The 20,652-nt window shown below is 66.4% G+C and carries 19 protein-coding genes; 12 read left to right on the forward strand and 7 right to left on the reverse strand.

From position 1 onward, the window contains the following. Nucleotides 1–17 precede the first annotated feature (17 nt). The 5 genes from NDI54_RS00600 to NDI54_RS00620 all read left to right on the forward strand — a co-directional run bounded on the left by NDI54_RS00600 (nt 18) and on the right by NDI54_RS00620 (nt 6,911). The gene (locus tag NDI54_RS00600; RefSeq protein WP_310894559.1) at nt 18–2,684 is read left to right on the forward strand and encodes an ABC transporter ATP-binding protein; all 2,667 of its coding nucleotides are present in this window, start codon (nt 18–20) and stop codon (nt 2,682–2,684) included. A gap of 97 nt (nt 2,685–2,781) precedes the next feature. After that, nucleotides 2,782–4,521, forward strand: a complete 1,740-nt coding sequence (locus tag NDI54_RS00605; protein WP_310894560.1) for an ABC transporter substrate-binding protein — start codon at nt 2,782–2,784, stop codon at nt 4,519–4,521. A gap of 16 nt (nt 4,522–4,537) precedes the next feature. Continuing rightward, nucleotides 4,538–5,620 carry an ABC transporter permease gene (locus NDI54_RS00610; RefSeq protein WP_310894561.1) on the forward strand — a complete coding sequence of 361 codons (1,083 nt, stop codon included), beginning with the start codon at nt 4,538–4,540 and terminating at the stop codon, nt 5,618–5,620. Then, nucleotides 5,617–6,546, forward strand: coding sequence for an ABC transporter permease (locus tag NDI54_RS00615; protein WP_310894562.1), 930 nt, complete (start codon nt 5,617–5,619; stop codon nt 6,544–6,546). Before NDI54_RS00610 ends, NDI54_RS00615 begins: the two co-directional genes overlap by 4 nt. Then, on the forward strand, nt 6,546–6,911 hold the full coding sequence (locus tag NDI54_RS00620; protein WP_310894563.1) for a DUF7268 family protein: 366 nt from the start codon (nt 6,546–6,548) through the stop codon (nt 6,909–6,911). The genes NDI54_RS00615 and NDI54_RS00620 overlap by 1 nt, the downstream gene beginning before the upstream one ends. Here the strand turns inward: NDI54_RS00620 and NDI54_RS00625 are convergent. Together NDI54_RS00625 and NDI54_RS00630 are read right to left on the reverse strand one after the other, a co-directional pair. Continuing rightward, nucleotides 6,903–8,234 (reverse strand): dihydroorotase, encoded by a 1,332-nt coding sequence (locus NDI54_RS00625; protein ID WP_310894564.1) that lies wholly within the window; start codon nt 8,232–8,234, stop codon nt 6,903–6,905. The genes NDI54_RS00620 and NDI54_RS00625 overlap by 9 nt on opposite strands. A 24-nt stretch (nt 8,235–8,258) precedes the next feature. Beyond that, nucleotides 8,259–8,942 carry a lipoate--protein ligase family protein gene (locus NDI54_RS00630; protein WP_310894565.1) on the reverse strand — a complete coding sequence of 228 codons (684 nt, stop codon included), beginning with the start codon at nt 8,940–8,942 and terminating at the stop codon, nt 8,259–8,261. A 227-nt stretch (nt 8,943–9,169) separates the two neighbouring features. On the opposite strand from NDI54_RS00630, the gene NDI54_RS00635 reads away from it, so the two are divergent. After that, a complete protein-coding gene (locus NDI54_RS00635) occupies nt 9,170–10,027 on the forward strand; it encodes a hypothetical protein (protein ID WP_310894566.1) in 858 nt (285 codons plus the stop codon). 103 nt (nt 10,028–10,130) lie between these two features. Here the strand turns inward: NDI54_RS00635 and NDI54_RS00640 are convergent, their stop codons facing one another. Then, on the reverse strand, nt 10,131–10,703 hold the full coding sequence (locus NDI54_RS00640; RefSeq protein WP_310894567.1) for a cysteine hydrolase family protein: 573 nt from the start codon (nt 10,701–10,703) through the stop codon (nt 10,131–10,133). 76 nt (nt 10,704–10,779) lie between these two features. On the opposite strand from NDI54_RS00640, the gene NDI54_RS00645 reads away from it, so the two are divergent. Continuing rightward, nucleotides 10,780–12,237 (forward strand): Hvo_1808 family surface protein, encoded by a 1,458-nt coding sequence (locus NDI54_RS00645; RefSeq protein WP_310894568.1) that lies wholly within the window; start codon nt 10,780–10,782, stop codon nt 12,235–12,237. Next, nucleotides 12,230–13,585 carry an Hvo_1808 family surface protein gene (locus tag NDI54_RS00650; RefSeq protein ID WP_310894569.1) on the forward strand — a complete coding sequence of 452 codons (1,356 nt, stop codon included), beginning with the start codon at nt 12,230–12,232 and terminating at the stop codon, nt 13,583–13,585. Before NDI54_RS00645 ends, NDI54_RS00650 begins: the two co-directional genes overlap by 8 nt. A gap of 27 nt (nt 13,586–13,612) precedes the next feature. On the opposite strand, the gene NDI54_RS00655 is transcribed toward NDI54_RS00650, so the two are convergent. After that, complete coding sequence (locus tag NDI54_RS00655) at nt 13,613–14,365, reverse strand: DUF3592 domain-containing protein (protein ID WP_310894570.1); 753 nt, start codon at nt 14,363–14,365, stop codon at nt 13,613–13,615. A 173-nt stretch (nt 14,366–14,538) separates the two neighbouring features. On the opposite strand from NDI54_RS00655, the gene NDI54_RS00660 reads away from it, so the two are divergent. The 3 genes from NDI54_RS00660 (at nt 14,539) to NDI54_RS00670 (ending at nt 16,396) form a co-directional block, all read left to right on the forward strand. Further along, on the forward strand, nt 14,539–15,702 hold the full coding sequence (locus NDI54_RS00660; protein ID WP_310894571.1) for a nicotinate phosphoribosyltransferase: 1,164 nt from the start codon (nt 14,539–14,541) through the stop codon (nt 15,700–15,702). 34 nt (nt 15,703–15,736) lie between these two features. Continuing rightward, nucleotides 15,737–16,021: a DUF6360 family protein gene (locus tag NDI54_RS00665; RefSeq protein ID WP_004590818.1), complete on the forward strand. Its 285-nt coding sequence runs from the start codon at nt 15,737–15,739 to the stop codon at nt 16,019–16,021. 75 nt (nt 16,022–16,096) lie between these two features. Beyond that, nucleotides 16,097–16,396: a CPCC family cysteine-rich protein gene (locus NDI54_RS00670; RefSeq protein WP_310894572.1), complete on the forward strand. Its 300-nt coding sequence runs from the start codon at nt 16,097–16,099 to the stop codon at nt 16,394–16,396. 13 nt (nt 16,397–16,409) lie between these two features. Here NDI54_RS00670 and NDI54_RS00675 read toward each other — a convergent pair whose 3' ends face one another. Together NDI54_RS00675 and NDI54_RS00680 are read right to left on the reverse strand one after the other, a co-directional pair. Beyond that, a complete protein-coding gene (locus NDI54_RS00675; protein WP_310894573.1) occupies nt 16,410–17,264 on the reverse strand; it encodes a ZIP family metal transporter in 855 nt (284 codons plus the stop codon). 61 nt (nt 17,265–17,325) lie between these two features. After that, a complete protein-coding gene (locus NDI54_RS00680; protein WP_310894574.1) occupies nt 17,326–18,462 on the reverse strand; it encodes a site-2 protease family protein in 1,137 nt (378 codons plus the stop codon). A 97-nt stretch (nt 18,463–18,559) separates the two neighbouring features. Between NDI54_RS00680 and NDI54_RS00685 the strand changes: the two genes are divergently transcribed. Next, nucleotides 18,560–19,306, forward strand: a complete 747-nt coding sequence (locus tag NDI54_RS00685) for an MBL fold metallo-hydrolase (protein ID WP_310894575.1) — start codon at nt 18,560–18,562, stop codon at nt 19,304–19,306. Nucleotides 19,307–19,347: 41 nt separating this feature from the next. Here the strand turns inward: NDI54_RS00685 and NDI54_RS00690 are convergent, their stop codons facing one another. Continuing rightward, nucleotides 19,348–20,643 carry an NUDIX domain-containing protein gene (locus NDI54_RS00690; protein WP_310894576.1) on the reverse strand — a complete coding sequence of 432 codons (1,296 nt, stop codon included), beginning with the start codon at nt 20,641–20,643 and terminating at the stop codon, nt 19,348–19,350. Nucleotides 20,644–20,652: the final 9 nt, after the last annotated feature.

Here is a 20,652-nt window from a genome sequence, read left to right on the forward strand (position 1 = left end):
TCGAGAACAACAGATAGATGCGTGACTTGTTGACACTGTCCAGACTCCGGACCCAGTTCGAGACGGACCGGGGAACGGTCAAGGCCGTCGACGGCATCGATCTCACGGTCCGCGAGGGAGAAACCGTCGGCTTGGTCGGCGAGTCGGGATCTGGGAAGTCGGTGACCGCGCTGTCTGCCATGGGGATCGTCGACGACCCCGGCCACATCGCCGGCGGACAGGTCCGCTTCGGCGCGCTGGAGACGGTCACGCGACTGGCGCGGCAGTATCCGAACGCAGTCACGACCGACGCCGACGGCTCGGGGTTCATCCACGTGGACGCGGCGACGGTCGACCGGCACGAGCTCCCCGAATCGCTGGACGCGACGGCCGACGACACCGCCTTGGCCCGGCAGTTCATTCGAGCGGCCCCGGACAAGGCACTACCAAAAGAGGGGGGCGGCCCCGTGACCGTCGAAGACGGCTACGTCGACCTGACGGCCGCCCCGGAGCGAGCGATGCGGGACATCCGCGGCGGCGACATGGGGATGATATTCCAGGACCCGATGACCTCGCTGAACCCCGCAATAACGGTCGGCGAGCAGGTCGCGGAGAGCCTGCGCCTCCATCGGTACGGCCGCAAGCGAAACGATTCGTGGTTCAACGCTCTCCGGGAGATAACTCCTTCGCTCGGTCGGGGTGGCGGCATGAGCGAGGCGGTCCGGTCGGACGTTATCTCGCTGCTGGAAGAGGTCGGTATCCCGGAACCGGCCGACCGCGTCGGTGAGTACCCCCACGAGTTCTCCGGCGGCATGCGCCAGCGCGTGCTCATCGCTATCGCGCTGGCTTGCCGGCCAAAGCTGCTGGTCGCCGACGAGCCGACGACGGCGCTCGACGTGACCATCCAGGCGCAGATTCTGGACCTCATCGACGGCCTGCAGGCCGACCTCGGGATGGCGGTCCTGTTCATCACACACGACCTCGGCGTCGTCGCCGAGACCTGCGACCGCGTGGCCGTGATGTACGCCGGCGAAATCGTCGAGGAGGGACCGGTAGAGGAAATCTTCGGGAACCCCTCGCACCCGTACACGTACACGCTGCTGGAATCGATACCCAGCGAGGAGACCGAGCGGCTGACTCCAATCGAGGGGAACGTCCCCAGCCTCATCGACATGCCCGATGGGTGTCACTTCGCCGACCGCTGTCCGTGGGCTCAGCCCGAGTGCCGCGAGGGGGAGATACCGTTCCTCCAGCACGGCCCTGAAGAGGTGTCCCACCGCTCGAAGTGCATCCTCGACTCCTTCGACACGAGCGAGTACGGCACCGGCGGCGCGGGCGTGGCCGCCCACGAGACGACGCGGACGGACAGACGGCTCATGGAAGTCGACGGGCTGAAAAAGCACTTCTCGCGAGCCGACGACCTACTGGACAAGTACATCGGCCGCGAGCCGGAGTCGGTCAAAGCCGTCGACGGCGTCTCGATGGACATCTACGAGGGCGAGACGCTGGGCCTCGTCGGGGAGTCGGGATGCGGGAAGTCGACGACCGGCCGGACCATCCTCCGCCTGCTGGAGCCGACCGACGGGACCGTGGTCTTCGCCGGCCAGGACCTCGCGGACCTCGACAAGGACGACCTCCGGGAGGTCCGCCGGGACCTGCAGATGATATTCCAGGACCCGATGTCCAGCCTCGACCCGCGGATGACCGTCGGTCAGACCATCATGGAGCCGCTGAAAATCCACGACCTGCCGGAAGACACCGGCGACGGCTCCCGCCGCGAGCAGCGAGTCGACCGGGTCGCGGAGTTGATGGAGGCGGTGGGGCTGGACCCAGACCAGTACGACCGGTATCCACACGAACTGTCGGGCGGCCAGCGCCAACGGGTCGGCATCGCTCGTGCGCTCGCCGTCGACCCTGATTTCATCGTCTGTGACGAACCCGTTTCGGCGCTGGACGTGAGCGTGCAGGCCCAGATAATCAATCTCCTCGAGGACCTCCAGCAGGAGTTTGGCCTCACGTATCTGTTCATCGCCCACGACCTCTCCGTGGTGCGGCACATCTGTGATCGCGTCGCGGTGATGTATCTCGGCGAGGTGGTCGAAGTCGCCGACACACCGGACCTGTTCGCCGACCCGAAACACCCCTACACGCGGGCGCTGCTGTCGGCGATTCCCGAGCCGGACCCAACTGTCGAAGCCGACCGGATCCTGCTGAAAGGCGATGTGCCCTCGCCCATCGACCCGCCCTCCGGCTGTCGGTTCCGGACCCGCTGTCCCGAGATCATCCCGCCGGACATCGACATCGAGCAGGAGACCTACCGGGAGGTGATGGACTACCGACAGCGGGTGGAAGACGAAGCGATTTCCCTCGACGCGGTACAGGCACAACTCCAGTCGGACGGCGACGCCGCAGCAGCGACCGACGGCGGGGCGGACCTCACCGAGCCGACCGATGACGCGGTGGCGGTGTCGGTCTTCGTCGACGCGATGTTCGACCGGTTCTTCGAGACGAACCCGACCGGTACGAACCGACGCGTCATCGAGGACTCGTTCGAACGCCTGGCAGCGTCCGACTGGGAGGGCGCGGCCGAACTCCTCCGGGAGCGGTTCGAAAGTGTCTGCGAGCGACGCCATCCCGAACTGCAGTCGAGTCCGCATCCGGCGGCGTGTCACCTCTACGGGCAGCCGAACAGTGACCGCGAGTAGGGAGTATTACTCAGCTGCACACCCTCCGTATTCAGTATAATGTATATTTATCTACCTGTCCAGTACTGTTATATTCAGTCTGGTTGAATGGTACCGTATGTCATCCGACAGGCAGATAGACAGGCGGAGTTTCCTCACGGCGGCGGGCGGTGCCGCGGCGGCCGCAACGCTTGCGGGCTGTTCCGGTGACGGTGGCGACGGGACCGACGGCGACGGTAATGGCGAGAGCGGCGGCAACGGCACTGATACAGGCGAAAGCGGCGGTGACGGAGCGAGCGATCAAACGCTCGTGTACGCCCGCGGCGACCACCCCGAGAACTACGACCCACAGCAGACGACCAGCGGTGAAGTCGCGAAGGTCACGAACCAGATATTCGACACGCTCATCCAGTTCGCTCCGGGAAGCGGCGGCCAACTGGAGGACGCGCTGGCGACCGACTACTCCCTCGACGGCACCACGGCGACGCTGACGCTCCGGGAAGGCGTAACCTTCCACAACGGGGAGGAGTTCACGGCGTCGGACTTCAAGGCGACCTGGCAGCGGTTCACCCAGAGCGGCTACCAGTACTATCTCGGCGACGAGACGCGGTCGGGGTACGGCCCGTTCACGCTGGGCGACTGGATCGAGAGCGTCGACGCGAGCCAGGACTACGAACTGTCAATCGAACTCACACAGCGGTACGCGCCGTTCCTGCGGAACCTCGCGATGTTCGCCGCGGCCGTCCTCTCGGAGGCCCAGATCGAGGCAATGGGCGACAATCAGGCGGACCTCGGAACCGAGCCCGTCGGGACCGGTCCCTTCCAGTTCGACACGCTGGACAACCCGAACGAACGCATCCGGCTGACGGCCAACGGCGACTTCTGGGGCGACGGGCCGAACGTCGGGACGGTCATCTTCAAGACCATCACCGAGAACAGCACCCGAGTACAGGACGTTATCAACGGGGCCTCACACATCACGGACAACCTCGACTCGTCGGGCTTCCAGCGCGCCGAGGAGAGCGGGACGGCGACGCTGTTGCGGAAGAACGGCATCAACCACGGCTACATGGCGATGAACATGGCCCGGTTCGAGCCGTTCCGGAACCGGACGGTCCGGCGAGCCATCGCCCACGCCGTCAACACCGAAGCCATCGTCAACCAGATTTACCAGGGCTTTGCCACGCAGGCCTCCCAGCCGCTCCCGCCGGACGTGCTCGGCCACAACGACGACCTCGACCCGTATCCGACGGACAAGGACCAGGCCCGGTCGATGCTCGAAGAGGCCGGCTACGGCGACGGCTTCGAGTTCGAACTCGCGATGTTCTCGAACCCCCGTGGGTACAACCCCAGCCCGGTTCAGACGGCGAACCAGGTCAAATCCGACCTGGAGGACATCGGCCTGACGGTCAACATCAACCAGTTCTCCAACTTCGGGCCGTACCTGGACTACACGTCCGCCGGGCGACACGACGCCTGCTTCCTCGGCTGGTACACCGACAACGCCGACCCGGACAACTTCATGTACGTCCTGCTGGACCCGAAAGTGTCGATGGACGCCGTCCCCGACGGGCAAGACTGGGTCAGCTTCGACACGGAGGGGTACTCGACGCTCAACGTCTCCGGGTGGGCCAACAGCGAGTACATGGAACTCGTCCGGGAAGCCCAGCGGACGTACACCGAAAGCGACCGCGAGACGATGTATCAGGAGGCCGCCCAGATCGCTCACGACGAGTCCCCGTGGGTGTTCATCGACTACGCCGAGACGCTCCGGGCAGTCAACGAGGCCGTCGTCGCGGATTCCTACACCGTGAGCTCCGTTGGCGGTCCCTACCTCAACACGGTCGAACTACAGTAGCGTCACCTGCCCCCGAATGAACCCGACACAGTTTCTCTTCAGGCTGGTCGAACCGGTGGTGCCGCCCCGGTTCGTCATCAAGCGGCTGCTGTTGCTCGTCCCGGTGCTGTTCGGCGTGGCGTCGGTCGTGTTCGCGATTCTCCACCTGGCCCCGGGGGACCCCGCCATCGTCATCGCCGGCCAGCGGGCCTCGACCGAGCAACTGGAACAGATACGGCAGGAACTCGGGCTGCGACGGCCGCTGTGGGAGCAGTACCTGAGCTTCCTGTGGGACGCGGCGCGGTTCGACTTCGGCCAGTCCTACAGCATCAGCCGCGGGAACTCCGTCCGGTCGGTCATCTCAGACCGGCTCCCAATCACGCTCGAACTCGCAATTTACGGCCAGGCAGCAGGCATCCTGCTCGGGCTGCCGCTGGGCATTATCTCCGCAGTCAAGCAGGATTCACTGACGGACCACATCACCCGAATCGGGGCGCTGACCGGTATCTCGGTCCCGATCTTCTGGTCCGGGCCGCTCCTCATCCTGCTGTTCTCGACGTATCTCGACGTGTTCCCGACCAGTGGCCGCATCAAATCGACGCTATTCCTGCCCGACACCTGGACGCTGTTGGGCCGTGAACTGCCTCTGACTGGGATGATAACCGTCGACACTATTCTGCTCGGGAACACCGAAGCGTTCCTCTCGGCGATCCATCACCTGTTCCTGCCGGCAGTGGTCATCGGCGTCTACTCGACGGCACTCATCTCCCGGATGATGCGCTCCTCGATGCTCGAAGTCATCCGGCAGGACTACATCCGGACCGCGCGGGCGAAAGGCCAGGGCGCGAAGATCACGTTGATGAAACACGGCTTCCGGAACGCGCTGATTCCGGTCGTCACCGTCATCGGCATCCAGTTCGGGACGCTGCTGGGTGGGGCAGTCCTGACCGAAACCGTGTTCGGCATCAACGGGATGGGACTGACCATCGTCACAGCCATCGGCGTCTCCGACTACCCGGTGGTCCAGGGGACGGTGCTCACCTTCGCGCTGCTGTTCACGCTTGTCAACCTCTTCGTCGATGTCACCTACAGCTACCTCGACCCACGGATTCAACAATGAGTACGGACACCGAGACGCGGGGCGCACTGGGACGCCTGCGGGCGTCCCCGTTCCTCGCCGACCTGCTGTCGAACCGCCTGGCCGTCGTCGGGCTGACCATAATCCTCGGCATGGCCGCAATCGCCGTCTACGCCCGCGTGACCTACGACTTCGGCGCGCTCGCGAGCTCACAGCTCGGGACCGATATCGTCGACCGCGCGCCGCCCGGCTGGCTCGGTCCCGCGCCCGCGACCCAGCAGCTGTTCGGCACGGATGCGGCGGCCCGGGACATCTACAAACGGTGCCTGTACGGCGCGTGGCTGGCCCTGAAGTTCGGGACGATTACGGTCGGCACCTCGACCACCGTGGGTGTCGGTCTGGGCATCATCGCGGCCTACTACGGCGATGTGACCGACAACGTCATCATGCGGACGATGGACGTGCTACTCGCGTTCCCGCCCCTGTTGCTCGCGCTCGCGCTGGTCGCCATCTTCCCGCGGGACCTGGGGCTCTGGCGAGCGGTGGTGGCGCTCGTGCTCGTGTACACGCCGCGGTTCGCCCGCGTCGTCCGCGGGGCCGCGCTCAAGGTGCTCGAAGACGAGTACGTCGACGCCACGGTGGCGCTGGGTGCGACCGACCCCCGGATTCTCGTCCGGCATATCCTGCCGAACACGCTCGCGCCGATCACCGTCCAGTCCACACTGAACTTCGGTCTCGCCATCATCGACCTCGCGGCGCTGTCGTTCCTCGGGTTTGGTGCGCAGGCAGGGACGCCGTCGTGGGGCCTGATGCTCTCTCGCGGCGTCGAGAACGGCCTCCTGACGGGGGAGTGGTGGCTCTCCTTCTTCCCGGGGCTGTTCCTCGCTATCACCGTGCTGGGGTTCAACCTGCTCGGTGACGGGATGCGCGACGCGCTCGATCCGCGGATGCGCGAAGCGGTCGACTGATGGCCCAGAGCGGTGAGCCACCTCGGCTCCGGCAGTACGTCGCGGCCCGGGCGCGACTGGTTGGGAGCGGGCTGGTCGTCGGCCTCCTGCTTGGCGGTCTCGGCATGGCGGGCTGGACGCTCTACACCGGTGATGCGCGGTCGAGCGAAGCGACTGTGTTCGCGCTCGGGGCACTGGTGTTCGGCGTTGGCCTGCTAGGCTGGTCGGGGTCGATACTCGCCGGCAACGGCATCGAGGCCATGCAAGAGCACATGGGCACGCGAAGCGACTGGACCGAGCGGGATTCGCGGCGCGCGATGGCCCGACTCTGTGGCGGCGGTGGCGGAATAATGGTCGGCACGTCCGTCGTCGCGGCGTTACTCTAACCGTTCGCTGTCCGCGCCGCGGACGTTCTCGCCCTGATGGTCGTAGAACACGTCCTCCTGCGGGGTTGCGTCGTCGGCATCCAGTGCCTCGCCGCGCTCGTAGACGACCGTCCCCCGGACCATCGTCCACTCGGGGAACACCGCGTCGCGGCCCTCGAATGGCGTCCAGTCGCATTTCGAATGCAGCCTCTCACCGGTAATCTCGGTCGTCTCGGTCGTGTCGACGAGCACGAGGTCGGCGTCCGTGCCGGCCTCGATGGCCCCCTTCTGTGGCAGGCCAAACACGTCGGCGGGGTTGCGTGCGGTGAGGTCCCGAACGCGCTCATAGGTGAGGGCGCTGTCCGGGTCCCGGGCTTCCGCCAGCAGGAGCGGGAGGACCGTCTCGACGCCGGGGACGCCCGACGGCGCGTCCCAGATGCTGGCGTCCTTCTCCTCGCGTGTGTGTGGCGCGTGGTCGGTCGCGATCATGTCGACGGTGCCGTCAACGACCCGCTCGTAGAGTTTCTGGCGGCGCTTCTCGCGGCGCAGGGGCGGGTTCATTCGCCCGAACGTCCCCAGTTCCGAGAGATCGCGCCGGGAGAGCAGCAGGTGGTGTGGCGTCACTTCGGTTGTCATTCCGGCCTCGCTCGCGATATCGACTCCTTCCGGCGTGGAGGTGTGCGCGATGTGAATGGTCGTGTCGTGTTCCTGGGCGACCGCACAGGCCCGCTCGACGGCCTTTGCTTCGGCTTTCGCGGTCCGGAACGCGCTCCAGGCGTCGGCGTCGTCGCGAGCCTTAGCGTCGTCATTGAAGTAATCGGCGTCCTCGGCGTGGACGGTGACCGGCACGTCGTTGTCGGCGGCGGCCTCCAGCGCGTCGGCGAACAGGTCAGCCTCGATGCCCATGTCGCCGGTCGAGTCCGCGAGAAACACCTCGCCGAGCGCGAACAGGCGACGGCGCAGGAGGACGTTCGGAATCCAGTCGGCCGTGACGCCGCCGTTGATGCCCCAGTCGACGACTGAGTCGGCGGCGAAATCGGCCTTCTGGTCGAACGCCTCACCGTCGATGGTCGGCGGGTCGGTGTTGGGCTGGTCGACGACGGTCGTGACGCCGCCGGCTGCCGCGGCCCGTGAGCCGGTTTCCCACGTCTCCTTGTGGGGATAGCCGGGCTGTCGGAAGTGGACGTGGGCGTCGACCATGCCCGGAAAGAGGCGTTTGCCGGTCGCTTCGATGACGTGCTGGTCAGTCGCATCAAGGTCGCGGCCGACCTCAGCGATGGACTCGCCACGCACCCGGACATCGCGTTGGTCGCCGTCCGGCAGCGTCGCGTTACGGATGAGCATACGCCCAGTCGGCCGGGCGCATCCCTAAGTCTCTCGGATAGCACTCACCGACACGTCACGGCCGTCGGCCAGCGCCCGCTCCAGCGCCGCGATGACCCTGTCGTGGTCGTCGTCCCCTCCAGCGTTGGCGACGCTCCCGACACTCTGTGGGTCGAACGGAACGTCGAGCGCCTCGTAGATGGGTGCCAGCACCCCGGCGATGGCCTCGTGGTCCCGAACGACGATGATGCCGCCGATGACAGCGACGGACTGGCGGACCCGCTGTGCGAGTCCGGCGATTTTACCCCCGGCTTGGAGCGAGTGGCTCCCCGGACAGAAGGAGGCGTCCGGTTCGCCCGTCTGAGCGATGATACCGCAATCGTCTAGCGCACGCTTCACAGCCGCTGTGGCCCATTCGTAGCGGGCATCGATGGTCTCACGGGGGCTCTCGGTCGGCTCCGCGAGGGCAAACGAGACGGTCGATCCTGTGTAGGCGACGGCTCGGCCTCCCACGGCACGTTCAATAACGGTGTACCCCCGGTCGCGGGCGGCCTGACGTGCTTGGTCGTAGCCGTCGCTGTTGGCGTCACGGCGGCCGAAGGCGACCTGTCTGTGCGGTCGCCAGACTCGCAGGGCCGTTTCGCGGTCCTCGGCGACGCGGTCCGCCATCCGGCGGGTCCGCTCGAAGTCGGTTTCGGGATCGACGGCGCGGCCCCGTAGCAGGCGCATAGTCGTGCAGTAGGGGTCGCAGGGCTAAAACGGTCCGCCGGGCCGGCGAATGGCACCCCCTCAGCGAAGGATAGCGAACAGGCGACACACAGCTATCGCGACGGGACGTGTCGCGCTCCCGCTGCCCCCGCCGCGGTCGTCGTCAGCGCACGCGAAGCGATGGCCCCATCACCGGACTTGAACCCTCGGACGACAGAGCCATACCGGTACACCCCTAATCGCCGCCGATGGCCGTCACGATACCGCGAGACGTACTCTTCCAGTACTATCGGTTCTCCCTGTACAACTCGCCGTTCGACGCCCACGACGAGGGGCGTGCCATCGACCTCTATCCCGACGGTGAGCGTGCGCCGTCGCCAGTCGCCGGAGAAGTGCTGGACACGAAAACGGTCCGGGCCCCGCCGAAGGCCTACGCCGCCGAGCACGACCACCTCATTCTGGTCGATACTGGCGACACTGTGGCACGGATGCTCCACGTCGACCCCGCGGTAGAACCCGGCGAGACGGTGGCCGTCGGCGACGACCTCGGGGAACTGGTCCGCGCGGGCTTTTTCGCGCCGTGGGTCCCGAACCACATCCATCTCGGGTTCCGCGACCCCGACGCGAACCCGTATCGGGCCTCGGGGTCGCTCCCGGTCGACGTGTCGGTGGACGTGACCCCGGTGTCGTGGGACGGCACCGGGACGGTCGCGGAAGCCGGCGAGACCTGGGTTCGGCTGGACGAGCCTGCACATCCGCAACTCGGTGGCTCCTTCGTCGGTATCGCCAACGATGTCGACGGCGACAGTTCGGGCGTTCTCGACGGCGGCTTGCCGCACTACTCGGGCGGTGGGCTGCTTGGCGGTGACGGAACCGACGCCGCGGTCCTCGCGGGCCAGCGTGTCGGGACAGCCGACGGTCGCACAGTCGCGTGGGACGACCTGACCGTGCTGGCAAACGGCGAGCGGATAACCGGCATCGCGCTGTTTTGTGGCCGCGAGCGCTTCGGCGCGAAACTCGTCGGTGAGGGTATCGACTTCGCTGTCGGCGACGAGGTTCGCGTGACTATCGAGCGGGCCGCGGTCGGTGACGAGGCGTCGCTGTAACTACAATGTCCCGTATCACTCGGGATACTCGCAGAAATCCAGGTCGTACTCGGGACCGTCCTCGACCTCCGGCACGTCGCCGCGAACGGGGTCGATCCTCATCTCAGGCGAACGCGATTTCGTCGCGGTCGGTCACCTCACCGAACAGCCAGTCGGCGTGCTCCAGGGCGTACTCGCGGTGGTCGTCCTCGATGTAGCCGACTGCGTCTTCGACAAGAATCGGGCGGTAGTCCCGCAGGCCGGCGCTGGAGGCAGTATGGAGCACGCAGACGTTTGCGAGCGTCCCACAGATGGCGAGGTCCTTGATCCCGTGGGCGTCGAGCCACCCTTCCAGTTCCGTCTGGTAGAAGGCGTCGTAAGTGTGCTTTTCGACGACCAAGTCCTCCTCCTGGGGGTCGAGGCCGTCGACGAGTTCGGTCTCCCAGGACCCCTCGACGACGTGTTCGCCCCAGCGGTCGAACTCGTCGTAGTAGTGGTTTCCGTCGAACTGTTCGGGCGGGTGGACATCGCGGGTGAACACCACGCTCGCGCCGGCCTCGCGGGCGCGGTCGACCAGTTCGGCACAGGGCTCGACGGCCGCTTCGCTGTCCGGTGCGTAGAGGCTCCCGTCGGGGTGACAGAAACCGTTCTGCATGTCGACGACGACCAGGGCGGTCTGTGCTGGGTCGAGTTCCATGAGCGAGCGTTGGGTTGGGTCGACTACGAAAGTTACCCCGTGTGACTTTTCACTGTGGTGCCCTACCCTCTGGTAGATGCGCCGCCCGTTCGCCCTCACTGTTCTCTGTGTCGCCGTGCTGTTGCTGGCAGGCTGTCAAGCGCCCGGTTCGCCGGTCGCCCAGACAGAGTCCGGTAGCGACGACCTGACGCCCGACGGTTCCCCGGTCGACTACGGGAACGACGGCTCCGCTCCACCGGCACCCGACGAAGATCGACTGGGCTACGAGAACGGCTACTGGTACAACGAGTCGCTGTCCGTCACGACTGACGACGGACTGAACGAGACGGAGCGGGACGCCGTCGTCGCCCGGACGATGGCCCGCGTCGAGCGGATCCGCGGCCTTGAGTTCGAAGAGACGGTCCCCGTCTCCGTCATTTCCCGGGCAGAGTACCGCAACAACACGGCCGGCAGCGAAGCCGGCGAGTCGCTGCGCCGGTTCGACAACGCGAAGTTCGAGGCGCTGTTTTTCATCGGCGAGAACCGCGACTCCATCGCCGTCCAGAACAGCAACCGAGGCGAAAGCGTCCTTGGCTACTACAGCAGCCGACGCGGCGAGATCGTCATCGTCAGCGACTCCGAGACGCCGACGATAAGCCGGGGGACGCTGGCCCACGAACTCGTCCACGCCCTGCAGGACCAGCAGTTCGGGCTGGCGAGCGACGCGCGAACGCGGGACGAAGTGCAGGGCCGGAACGGCCTCGTCGAGGGTGACGCCGTCGCGGTCACGCAATCGTACACTGGACGCTGTGGCGCGGAGTGGGACTGTATCGACAGGCCAGACACATCGAGCGGTGGCGGCGACCGCCACTTCGGCATCAACTTCATGCAGTATTTCCCCTACAGCGACGGTCCCGGGCTAATTTCGGAGCTCCGGGAGCGCGAGGACTGGAGCGCCGTCAACGGTGCTTACGACGACTATCCCGACGGAGCCACCGAAGTGATCTATCCCGAACGGTACCCGGAATGGGAACCCGAGTCCGTTTCACTTGCAGACCGGTCCAGCGACGACTGGGAGCGGGTCAGACCCTCGACCGACCGCGACCGACCCGACTACGCCGTCGTGGGACCGTCGGCCATCGCCGGATCGATGGCATACACCCTCGCCGACGATTACAACGAGTCGAGTGTCGTCCAGACTCGGGACGTGATCAACTACGAGGACGGATCGCTTGACAGCGACGACCCGTACAACTATGACCTCCCGGCGACCGACGGCTGGGCGGGCGGCCGAATGCACGTCTACGGGAACAGCGAGGAGACGGCCTACGTCTGGAAAACGACCTGGGACAGTGAGGCCGACGCCCGCGAGTTCGCCGACGCCTGGGAGGCGGTGATCGCTCACTGGGGCGGCACCAGAACCGCAGAGGGCCAGTGGGTCATCGAGGAGGACAGTCCCTACGCCGACGCCATCGCCGTCAGGGTCGACGGGGAGACGGTCACCGTCGTGAACGCGCCGACGGCCGACGAACTCGACGAGGTCCACGATGCGTAAGGAACTACTCCTCGCCGTTGCGATCGTCTTAGCGGGCTGTACGGTCCCGTCGTTCGGCGGCAGCGACCACCCCGAAACACCGGCCGGCGAGGACGCCATCGGCTACGAGAACGGCTACTGGTACGATGACTCGGTGTCGGTGACGACCGACGACGGCCTGAACGAGACGGAACGGGAGGCCGTCGTCGCCCGGACGATGGCCCGCGTCGAGCAGATACGGGACCGGGAGTTCAAGCAGACGGTCCCGGTGTCGGTCATCTCCCGGGCGGAGTACCAGAACCGCTCGCGGGGCAACGGCAGCGGCGGCGGTCCGCCGGAGGACCCCTGGAACGACCAGGTGTGGGAATCGCTCCTGCTGATCGGCGAGGATTCGGGCAGCAGCGAGGAGATAGACGACACGCTCTCGACGACGGTCCAGGGGTACTACTCGCCGAGCAACGACGAAATCGTCATCGTCAGTCCGACGGAGACGCCACAGATCGACCGGCGGACGTTGTCCCACGAACTCGTCCACGCCCTGCAGGACCAGCACTTCGGCCTGAACGGCTCCGCGAAGACCCAGGACACCCAGCTGTCCCGGCAGGGCGTCACCGAGGGGGAGGCCAACTACGTCCGCATCCTCTACGAGCGCCGCTGTGGCGACGGCTGGGGCTGTATCGCACTTCCAGACCGGACCAGCGACGACGGCGGAAGCAGCGACGACGGGGACACCAGCCAGGAGCCCAGCTACAACGAGGGGCTGTTCACTGTCCTCTACCAGCCCTACGTCACCGGCCCGCGGTTCGTCGACCAGATCCGCTCGGACGGCGGCTGGGACGCCGTCGACGCGCTACATGAGGACTTCCCAGACAGCACCGAACAGGTTCTTCACCCCGAGAAATATCCCGACGAGAAGCCTGTGAACGTCAGCGTCGCGGACCGCTCGTCCGACGAGTGGAGCCGCTTCGACCACGACCCGGTCGGCGATACGGTCGGGGAGACCTCGATTTACGCGACGATGTACCACAACGGGCAGACGGAGGGCGACCGCTACAGCTACGAGAGCGAGATTTCGGCGGGCTGGGGCGGTGACCTGGTCGTACCCTACCGCAACGGTTCGGGCGGCTACGGCTACGTCTGGGAGACCCGCTGGGACACCGAGGACGACGCCAGAGAGTTCGAACAGGCCTACCGGGCGGCGCTGACCGAGGAACACGACGCCGTCCAGCCCCGGACGAACGTCTACGTCGTCCCTGAAGACGACCAGTTCAACGACGCCTTCCGCGTGGTCCGCTCGGGCAAGACCGTCCGCATCGTCAACGGGCCAAAAACCGGCGACCTGGACGAGATTCACCAGGCAGCCGGCTGAGTGTGGCGTAGCGAGAAGCGGTGTTGCCTAATCGAGTGCATGACGATACGCGAAGCGGCCGAATCCGATGACAGTGACGATAGCTGTCGCGTAGGCCGTCAGGTCATGGGGTGGCCGCGAAACGGCGAGATAGACGGTGACCGTCCCGAGCGCGGCGAGGCCACAGACGGCCCAGAGGGTGACGGCCAAGCGACCACGGACCGGTGCGTCGGCGTCTGTCGTGGCGTCCTCGTGCTCGCCGTCAGCGGTATCCTGATCGAGAATCCGCGTCGGGTCGTCCGGAACGCCATCGCCGGACTCTGACGGTGAAAACGGGTCGTGCTCGTCCCGGTTCAACGGAATCCTCGAGAGGACGAAGCGGAGCCACCGCGTTCGCGGCGTCAGTGCGTCGCCGAGCAACAGGAGACCCAGCGCGATCAGAACGCCGGCCGGGAAGAAGTCGAAGCGCTGGACGAGGTAGGCATCTCGGGGGCTGTCCGGATCGTAGTAGACGGGAACCGACGCTCCCGTATCATAGTTCGACAGCACCCGTGCGGCCCGGTCCCGCCGGTTCGTGTCGACATCGGACCCGAAAGCGATGTCGTGGCCCGTGTAGGTCCGGTCGGCGACCCGATAGGTGTAGGTGACGTTGGGCCGGTAGTACTGGTTGCCACCCAGCTTCAGCCGTCCGATTTCAGTGTACGTGTCCATCTCGGCGGTCTGAACCGTGCCCGTCGTCGTGTCGTAGCCGGTCCCGGTACTGCGAGACGCCGAGAGCGGTGCCGGTCGCGAGCAGTGCAAGCGCTAACAGGAGGGCGACAGAGCGGCGGGGACTGAGCACGCCCGCGGCTACCTGCGGTACCGTAGAAAGCGTTACGAGTGTGAATCCCCGGAAAACCGCGACGTGCTGAAAACGGCGTCTCGCGGCCGCCAATCGGACCGCTTTTTCAGGCCCCCGCTCCTACGACTACCCAATGACCGAGCAGTTCGACATCGTCTCTCCGGAGGCGATTCGGGAGGGGCGGGCGACCGACGCCTACTTCGACCGGACGATGGAGGCGCTGGAACACGCAGGAAAGAACCCGGACGTGGTCGCCGAGGTGACGGCAAACCAGTTCGCGACGGGCCGGTGGAAGGTGCTGGCGGGGCTGAAAGACGCCGCCGCGTTGCTGGAGGGGCGACCCGTCGACGTGGACGCGCTCCCCGAGGGCCAACTGTTCGACGGCGGTCCGGTGATGCGTATCGAAGGTTCGTACCGGGAGTTCTGTCGGCTGGAGACGGCGCTGCTTGGCTTTCTCTCGCATCCGACCGGTATCGCAACGCGGGCGCTGGAAGCGCGCTACGCCGCACCGGAGTCGACAGTGCTGTCCTTCGGCTCGCGCCACGTCCACCCGTCAATCGGTGCGATGGTTGAGCGCTCGGCCTTACTGGGCGGGCTCGACGGTATCTCGAACGTCGCCGCGGGGGAACTCATCGGCCACGAGGCCGGCGGGACGATGCCGCACGCGCTGATGATCTGCTTCGGCCGTGGCAATCAGGAGAAAGCGTGGCAGGCCTTCGACGCCGCCGTTCCCGAGGAGACGCCCCGAATCGCGCTGACAGACACCTACAGCGATGAGACCGACGAAGCGCTCCGCGCGGCGGAAGCCATCGACGATCTCGCTGGCGTCCGACTGGACACGACCGGGTCCCGCCGCGGGGACTTCCGTCACATCGTTCGGGAAGTGCGCTGGACGCTGGATGCCTACGGCCACGAGGACGTGGACCTGTTCCTCTCGGGGGGACTCACTCCGACAACGCTCCGAGAGCTTCGTGACGTGGCCGACGGCTTCGGCGTCGGGAGCTACGTCGCCAACGCCGACCCGCTGGACTTCGCGCTAGATATCGTCGAACTGGACGGCGAACCGGCGGCCAAGCGGGGGAAGCTCACCGGCACGAAGTCGGTGTACCGCACCGCCGACGGCGGCCACCACGTCGGCCTGGCCGACCGCGACGGGCCGGCCGATGCCGAGTCGCTGCTGGAGCCACTGATTCGTGACGGAGAAATCGTCCGGGAGTTCGACCTCGACGCAGCCATCGACAACGCGGCGGCCGACGCCGAGCGGGTCGGCTACGAGGGCGTGACTGGCGAGGAGTAACGGGCGTTAAGTCGCCGGCCCGCGAACACGGGGTATGGTCGACCGCATCATGAAGGTCAACGCGTACACGACCTTCGACCTGCTCGACGGTGAGGTAGAGGGCCACGGCTTCGAGGAGGAGGCCCTGGCCGTGCTGAACGTGACCGCGCCGCGCAAGAACCCGGACCACGTCGAACTCCAGCTGGAGATGGACAACACCGACCTCGACGCGGTGAAGCCACACGCGGACTCGGTGACGCTGTCGGCGGCCCAGGCCCGTGAACTCGCCGCCGAACTGGAGGAGTACGCGGGGAAGGTCGAGGACGCACAATCGGAGTAGTCCGTCAGTCTCAGTGACAGTAATTCGTCACTACTGTCCGATAATTCTATGGTGTGAAGCCACATACCACGAAACATGTCGACCGAGACGCCCGGTAACCCAGCCGCACGGGAACTCGGCTACTGCCCGTGCTGTGGCTACCAGACGCTCCCGGAGGGCCGGCCGGGGTCCTACGAGATGTGCCCGGTATGTCACTGGCTCGACGATCCGATCCAGTTCGGCGACGCGGAATTCGTCAGCGATACCAACCACGTATCACTGACGGAAGCGAGAGGAAATTTCCGCGAACACGGAGCGTGTTGCCCCGATGAGGCCGGGGACTGCGAAGAGCCGACGGGCCTCGACCGCGACCCGAACTGGCCCTACGAAGAGTGACGGGCAGACGGCCTCAGGCCGCGAGCGCAATATCGAGGTACAGCATGACGATGACGCCGGCCATCAGTCCCAGCGTCGCAATCCGCTCGTAGCCGCGCTGGTGCGTCTCGGGAATTATCTCGTCGGAAATCACGAACAGCATCGCGCCCGCCGCAAAGCCCATCGCATAGGGCAGGAGCGGTTCGACAGTTACCACGGCGACAGCACCGAGCACCGCAAGCGGGATCTCCACGACGCCAGAGCGGATTCCGGTGAAAACAGCATACAGTCGCCGGTCCAGGCCCGCGTTGATCGCGGCGACGGAGACGGCCAGTCCCTCCGGGATGTTCTGGATGCCAATAGCGAGCATCAGCGAGAGCGCGCCCCCGATCTGGGCCGGGTTGCCGGCAGCCGCGCCGAAGCCGACACCGACGGCCAGCCCCTCCGGGATGTTGTGCAGCGTGATAGCGAGGATGAACAGAATGACCCCCGTCAGTTTGGAGTCGTCGACCGAGAGGTCCTGACTGGGGTTGGCCGCGTCGGACCGCCGACTGCCCGTCAGCAGGTAGTGAGCGTGCGGGACCAGTCCGTCCGCGCGGTCGAGAAAGAGCGCTCCGAGCGCGACGCCGACGAGCGTCGGAATCGGGTTCCCGCCCGAGTATTCCTCGATCCCGGGGATGATGAGGCTCGTGAACGCGGCGGCCAGCATCACGCCGGCGGCAAAGCCAAGTGCCGTATCCAGCGCCCGCTCCGAGGGGTTGCGCCAGACAAGCACGAGCGACGCACCAAAGAGGTTCATCGTGGCGATGATGACCCCGCCGACGAGGCCGTTTATCAGCGGGTCTGTTCCGACGAGGTCGACGAACAGGTCGACGAACCCGGATTGCATTATCCAGTAGTGTACGTCGCCCCCTCTTGGGTGTACCGACAGTCAATTGCGTCGTGTCCAGCTAGAACGGCTCCGGCGACCCGACCAGTCGCCGCATCTCCATCGCGCTGGAGAAGTCTTCCCGGGAGACAACACGAGTCCCCTCGGGACCGTCGACGAACGCAGCGGTGGCTCTGACGGTGTCGAGTTCGACGAGCGCGTCGAAGGCAGCCATAGTCGAGACGAATCGCGGGAGGTCTGTCTCCATCAGGTCGGCGACAGTGTCGGCCTCGCGTTCGGCCTTCGAGAGGGCCTTGAAATCGCCGACGGTGACGACGCCGACCACGTCGCCGTTGCGCGTGACCGCGAACTCCGTCCGGCGGTCGGCGAACATCCGGTCGACGAGGTCCTCGACGCTGGCGTTGGCCTCGATTGTCGCGTCGAGCGGGTTGGCGACATCGTCGACGGTCATCCCTTCCAGCAGCGCCGCCAGCGCAACTGTGCGGGACTCACTGGATGCGGCGGCGTAGACGAACAGCGCGAGCAACAGGAGCATCGGGGCGAAGAAGATGATACCGATGGCGGCGAACGCGATTGCGAACGCGGTGCCGATTCGGGCGGCGATACGTGTCGCCTGGGCGTAGGGTCGTTTCCGCGCGAGCAGCGCCCGGAGGACGCGGCCGCCGTCCATCGGGAACGCCGGCAGCATGTTGAACACGGCGAGAAAGAGGTTCGTGACGGCCAGCCAGCCGACGATAAACAGCGTCACCTGCGCGCTCGCGGGGAGGGCAAACAGCGCGGCGTAGCAGGCGAGGCCGGTCAGCACGCTCACCGCCGGACCGGCCAGCGCGATGACGAGTTCCCGGTCCCACTCCTTGGGCATGGATTCGAGGCTAGCGAGGCCGCCGAGAATCCAGAGCGTGATGGATTCGACTCGGAGCCCGTAGCGCATCGCCGCCCAGGCGTGGCCCAGCTCGTGGAGAGCGACGCTGGCGAACAGGCCCACCGCCGCGACGGTCCCGATGACCCATGGTGTCTGGCCCGCGGTCAGTACCGTCAGGTTGAGTGTCACGCCCGAGAGGGCGCTCACGATACCCGCGTACACGCCGATCTGTGCCCCGCTACCGATAATCCAGGCCAGCACCGGCAGGAAAATCAGCAGCGAGATGTTGACCCGTATCGGAATTCCCCAGACCGTCGTGATGTGGAAGTTTCGCACGGGCAAGCAAACGGACAGAGGCCGGGTATATCTTCTGACTGGGAGCGACGCCGGCGAGTAGCGGACTTATTCAGGGTGTAGCGTGTACGGATATCTAATGACAGTTCGACACGACGGACTGACCGTCGACTGGCTGGGGTACGCCACGCTCCGCTTTGCCGGCGATGATACTGTGGTGTACGTCGACCCGGGCCGATACGGCGTGCTCACCGGCGAGTGGGAGCCCCACAAAGACGGTATCGGCCATCCGCCGAGCAGCGACTATCGACCGGAAGACGGCGACGTGGTGTGTGTGACCCACGTCCACCACTACGACCCCGACGGGATCGAGCGCGTCGCGAGCGAGGACGCGACAATCGTCGCCTACGAAGGCATCGACGAGCGTGTCGGCGACCGTGACCTCCCGCCGCTGTCCTCGCTTCCATACGACGTGGTCGAGGTCGGCATGAAATCGCAAACGACAGTCAAGGACGTGCCGATCTGGTCGACGCCGGCGTACAACGAACCGGACGGCCCACACACGCTGCCGGACGGAACGCCCTACCACCCGGAGGGCTTTGGCTGTGGCTTCATGGTCGCCGTCGAGGGCACCAGGGCGTTCTATCCCGGCGATTCGGACGTGTTACCGGGCCATCGGACGCTGGAGGTATCGCTCCTGTGTCCGCCCATCGGCCCGCGGGCGACGATGGACCGCCACGAAGCCGCCTCGCTGGCCGCGACCATCGACCCGGACCTCGTGTTGCCGGTCCACTACAACACCTTCTCCAACCTCGAAGCTGATTCCCGCGAGTTCGCCGCCGACGTGGCCGAAGCCGGTGTGCCGGTCGTGCTAGACGAGCAGTGAGCAAACACCTGGGCAGCAGATGAACGACCGAAATCTCGCCATTAGCCACCGTCAGCCCATTCGCTCCGCTGTCGGTGTGCGTCAGCTATCTCCCCGATTTCGTCAGTATCCACCACGCCGCGTTCGGTGACGACCGTCACTGCCGACGCCGGGGTCAGGTCGAAGGTGGGATTCTCGACGGCTATGTCGGCACCACCGTCGTACACCTCCTGTGAGTCGCGTTCCTCGCAATCCCACTCGGAACGGGGCGCAATCTTGTCGGTGGCACAGACGGCGTAACAATCCGCGCCCGCGGCGGCCGCCGACAGCGCCGCCGAGCGGGTCCCGGCTTTGTTGACCACGCGCCCGTCCGGGAGGACACGGTCGGCTCCGACGACGAGCGCGTCGGCGTTCCATGCATCCAGTTCGTACCCAAAGGCCGCGTCGGTGGTCAGCGTCACCGCTGTGCTGTCGGCGAGCGCTTCGGCGACGCCGACACCCTCGCCGCCGGGCCGGGATTCGGTGACGAGCACGGCCTCGGGCGCGGCGGCGTCGACCACCGCACGGACCGTTCCAGAGCGCGACAGCGTGGCGAGGCGGTCCCCGACGCGCTCGGCGGCGACGGCGGCGGCGACCCGGTCGGCAGTCACCGCGTGAGTCAGCGCCTCGGTCGCGGCCCGCTCGACGGCCGCCGGCGACTCGTCGGTGACGGCGGCCATCGCTCGGTTGAGACGGTTGGCGACGACGACCATCGAGGGACGCGCATCGCGGATTTCGGCGGCGAGGGCGGCGAGCGCGTCCCAATCGTCGCTGTCCCGCTCGGCCGTCTCCAGGTCGTCAGTCCGTCCGGCATCGGCCAGGGTGGCTTCGTCACGCAGCACCTCCAGCGCCCGGAGCGAGAGCCATGCCGAGCCGTGGGTCCGGTCTTCGTGGACGGTGGCGACCCGCGGCCGAACGCGGTCCCAAGCGGTCCACAGCCGCGGGACCGTCTCGCGGGATAGTATCTCAGGCGGGTGGAGCCACGCTGTCTCAGTCGTCTCCTCGTTGGTCGTGACGCCGCGACCGTCGCAATCGAACAGGAACGGGTGGACGACCCATCGGACGCCCTGGTCGGCGTCGGCCACCCGAAACGAATCACCTCGCCGGACCAGCGTAACCGCGTCGTTCAGTCCGGTCTCCTCGCTGATTTCGGCCCGTGCGGCCGTCTCCGGGTTCCGGTCCCGTCCGGCGTCGTCGGCGACGTGTCCCGCGACCCCACCCCACTGGCCTCGGTACGAGCCGACAGCATCGCTCCGGCGCAACAGCAACACCGCACCCTCACTGCGCAGGAAGCACGTCACGACGGGACGGGTCTCCATGCGAAAATG

The sequence above is a fragment of the Haloarcula terrestris genome (assembly GCF_031624315.1).
GTDB classification, from domain to species: Archaea; Halobacteriota; Halobacteria; order Halobacteriales; family Haloarculaceae; genus Haloarcula; species Haloarcula terrestris.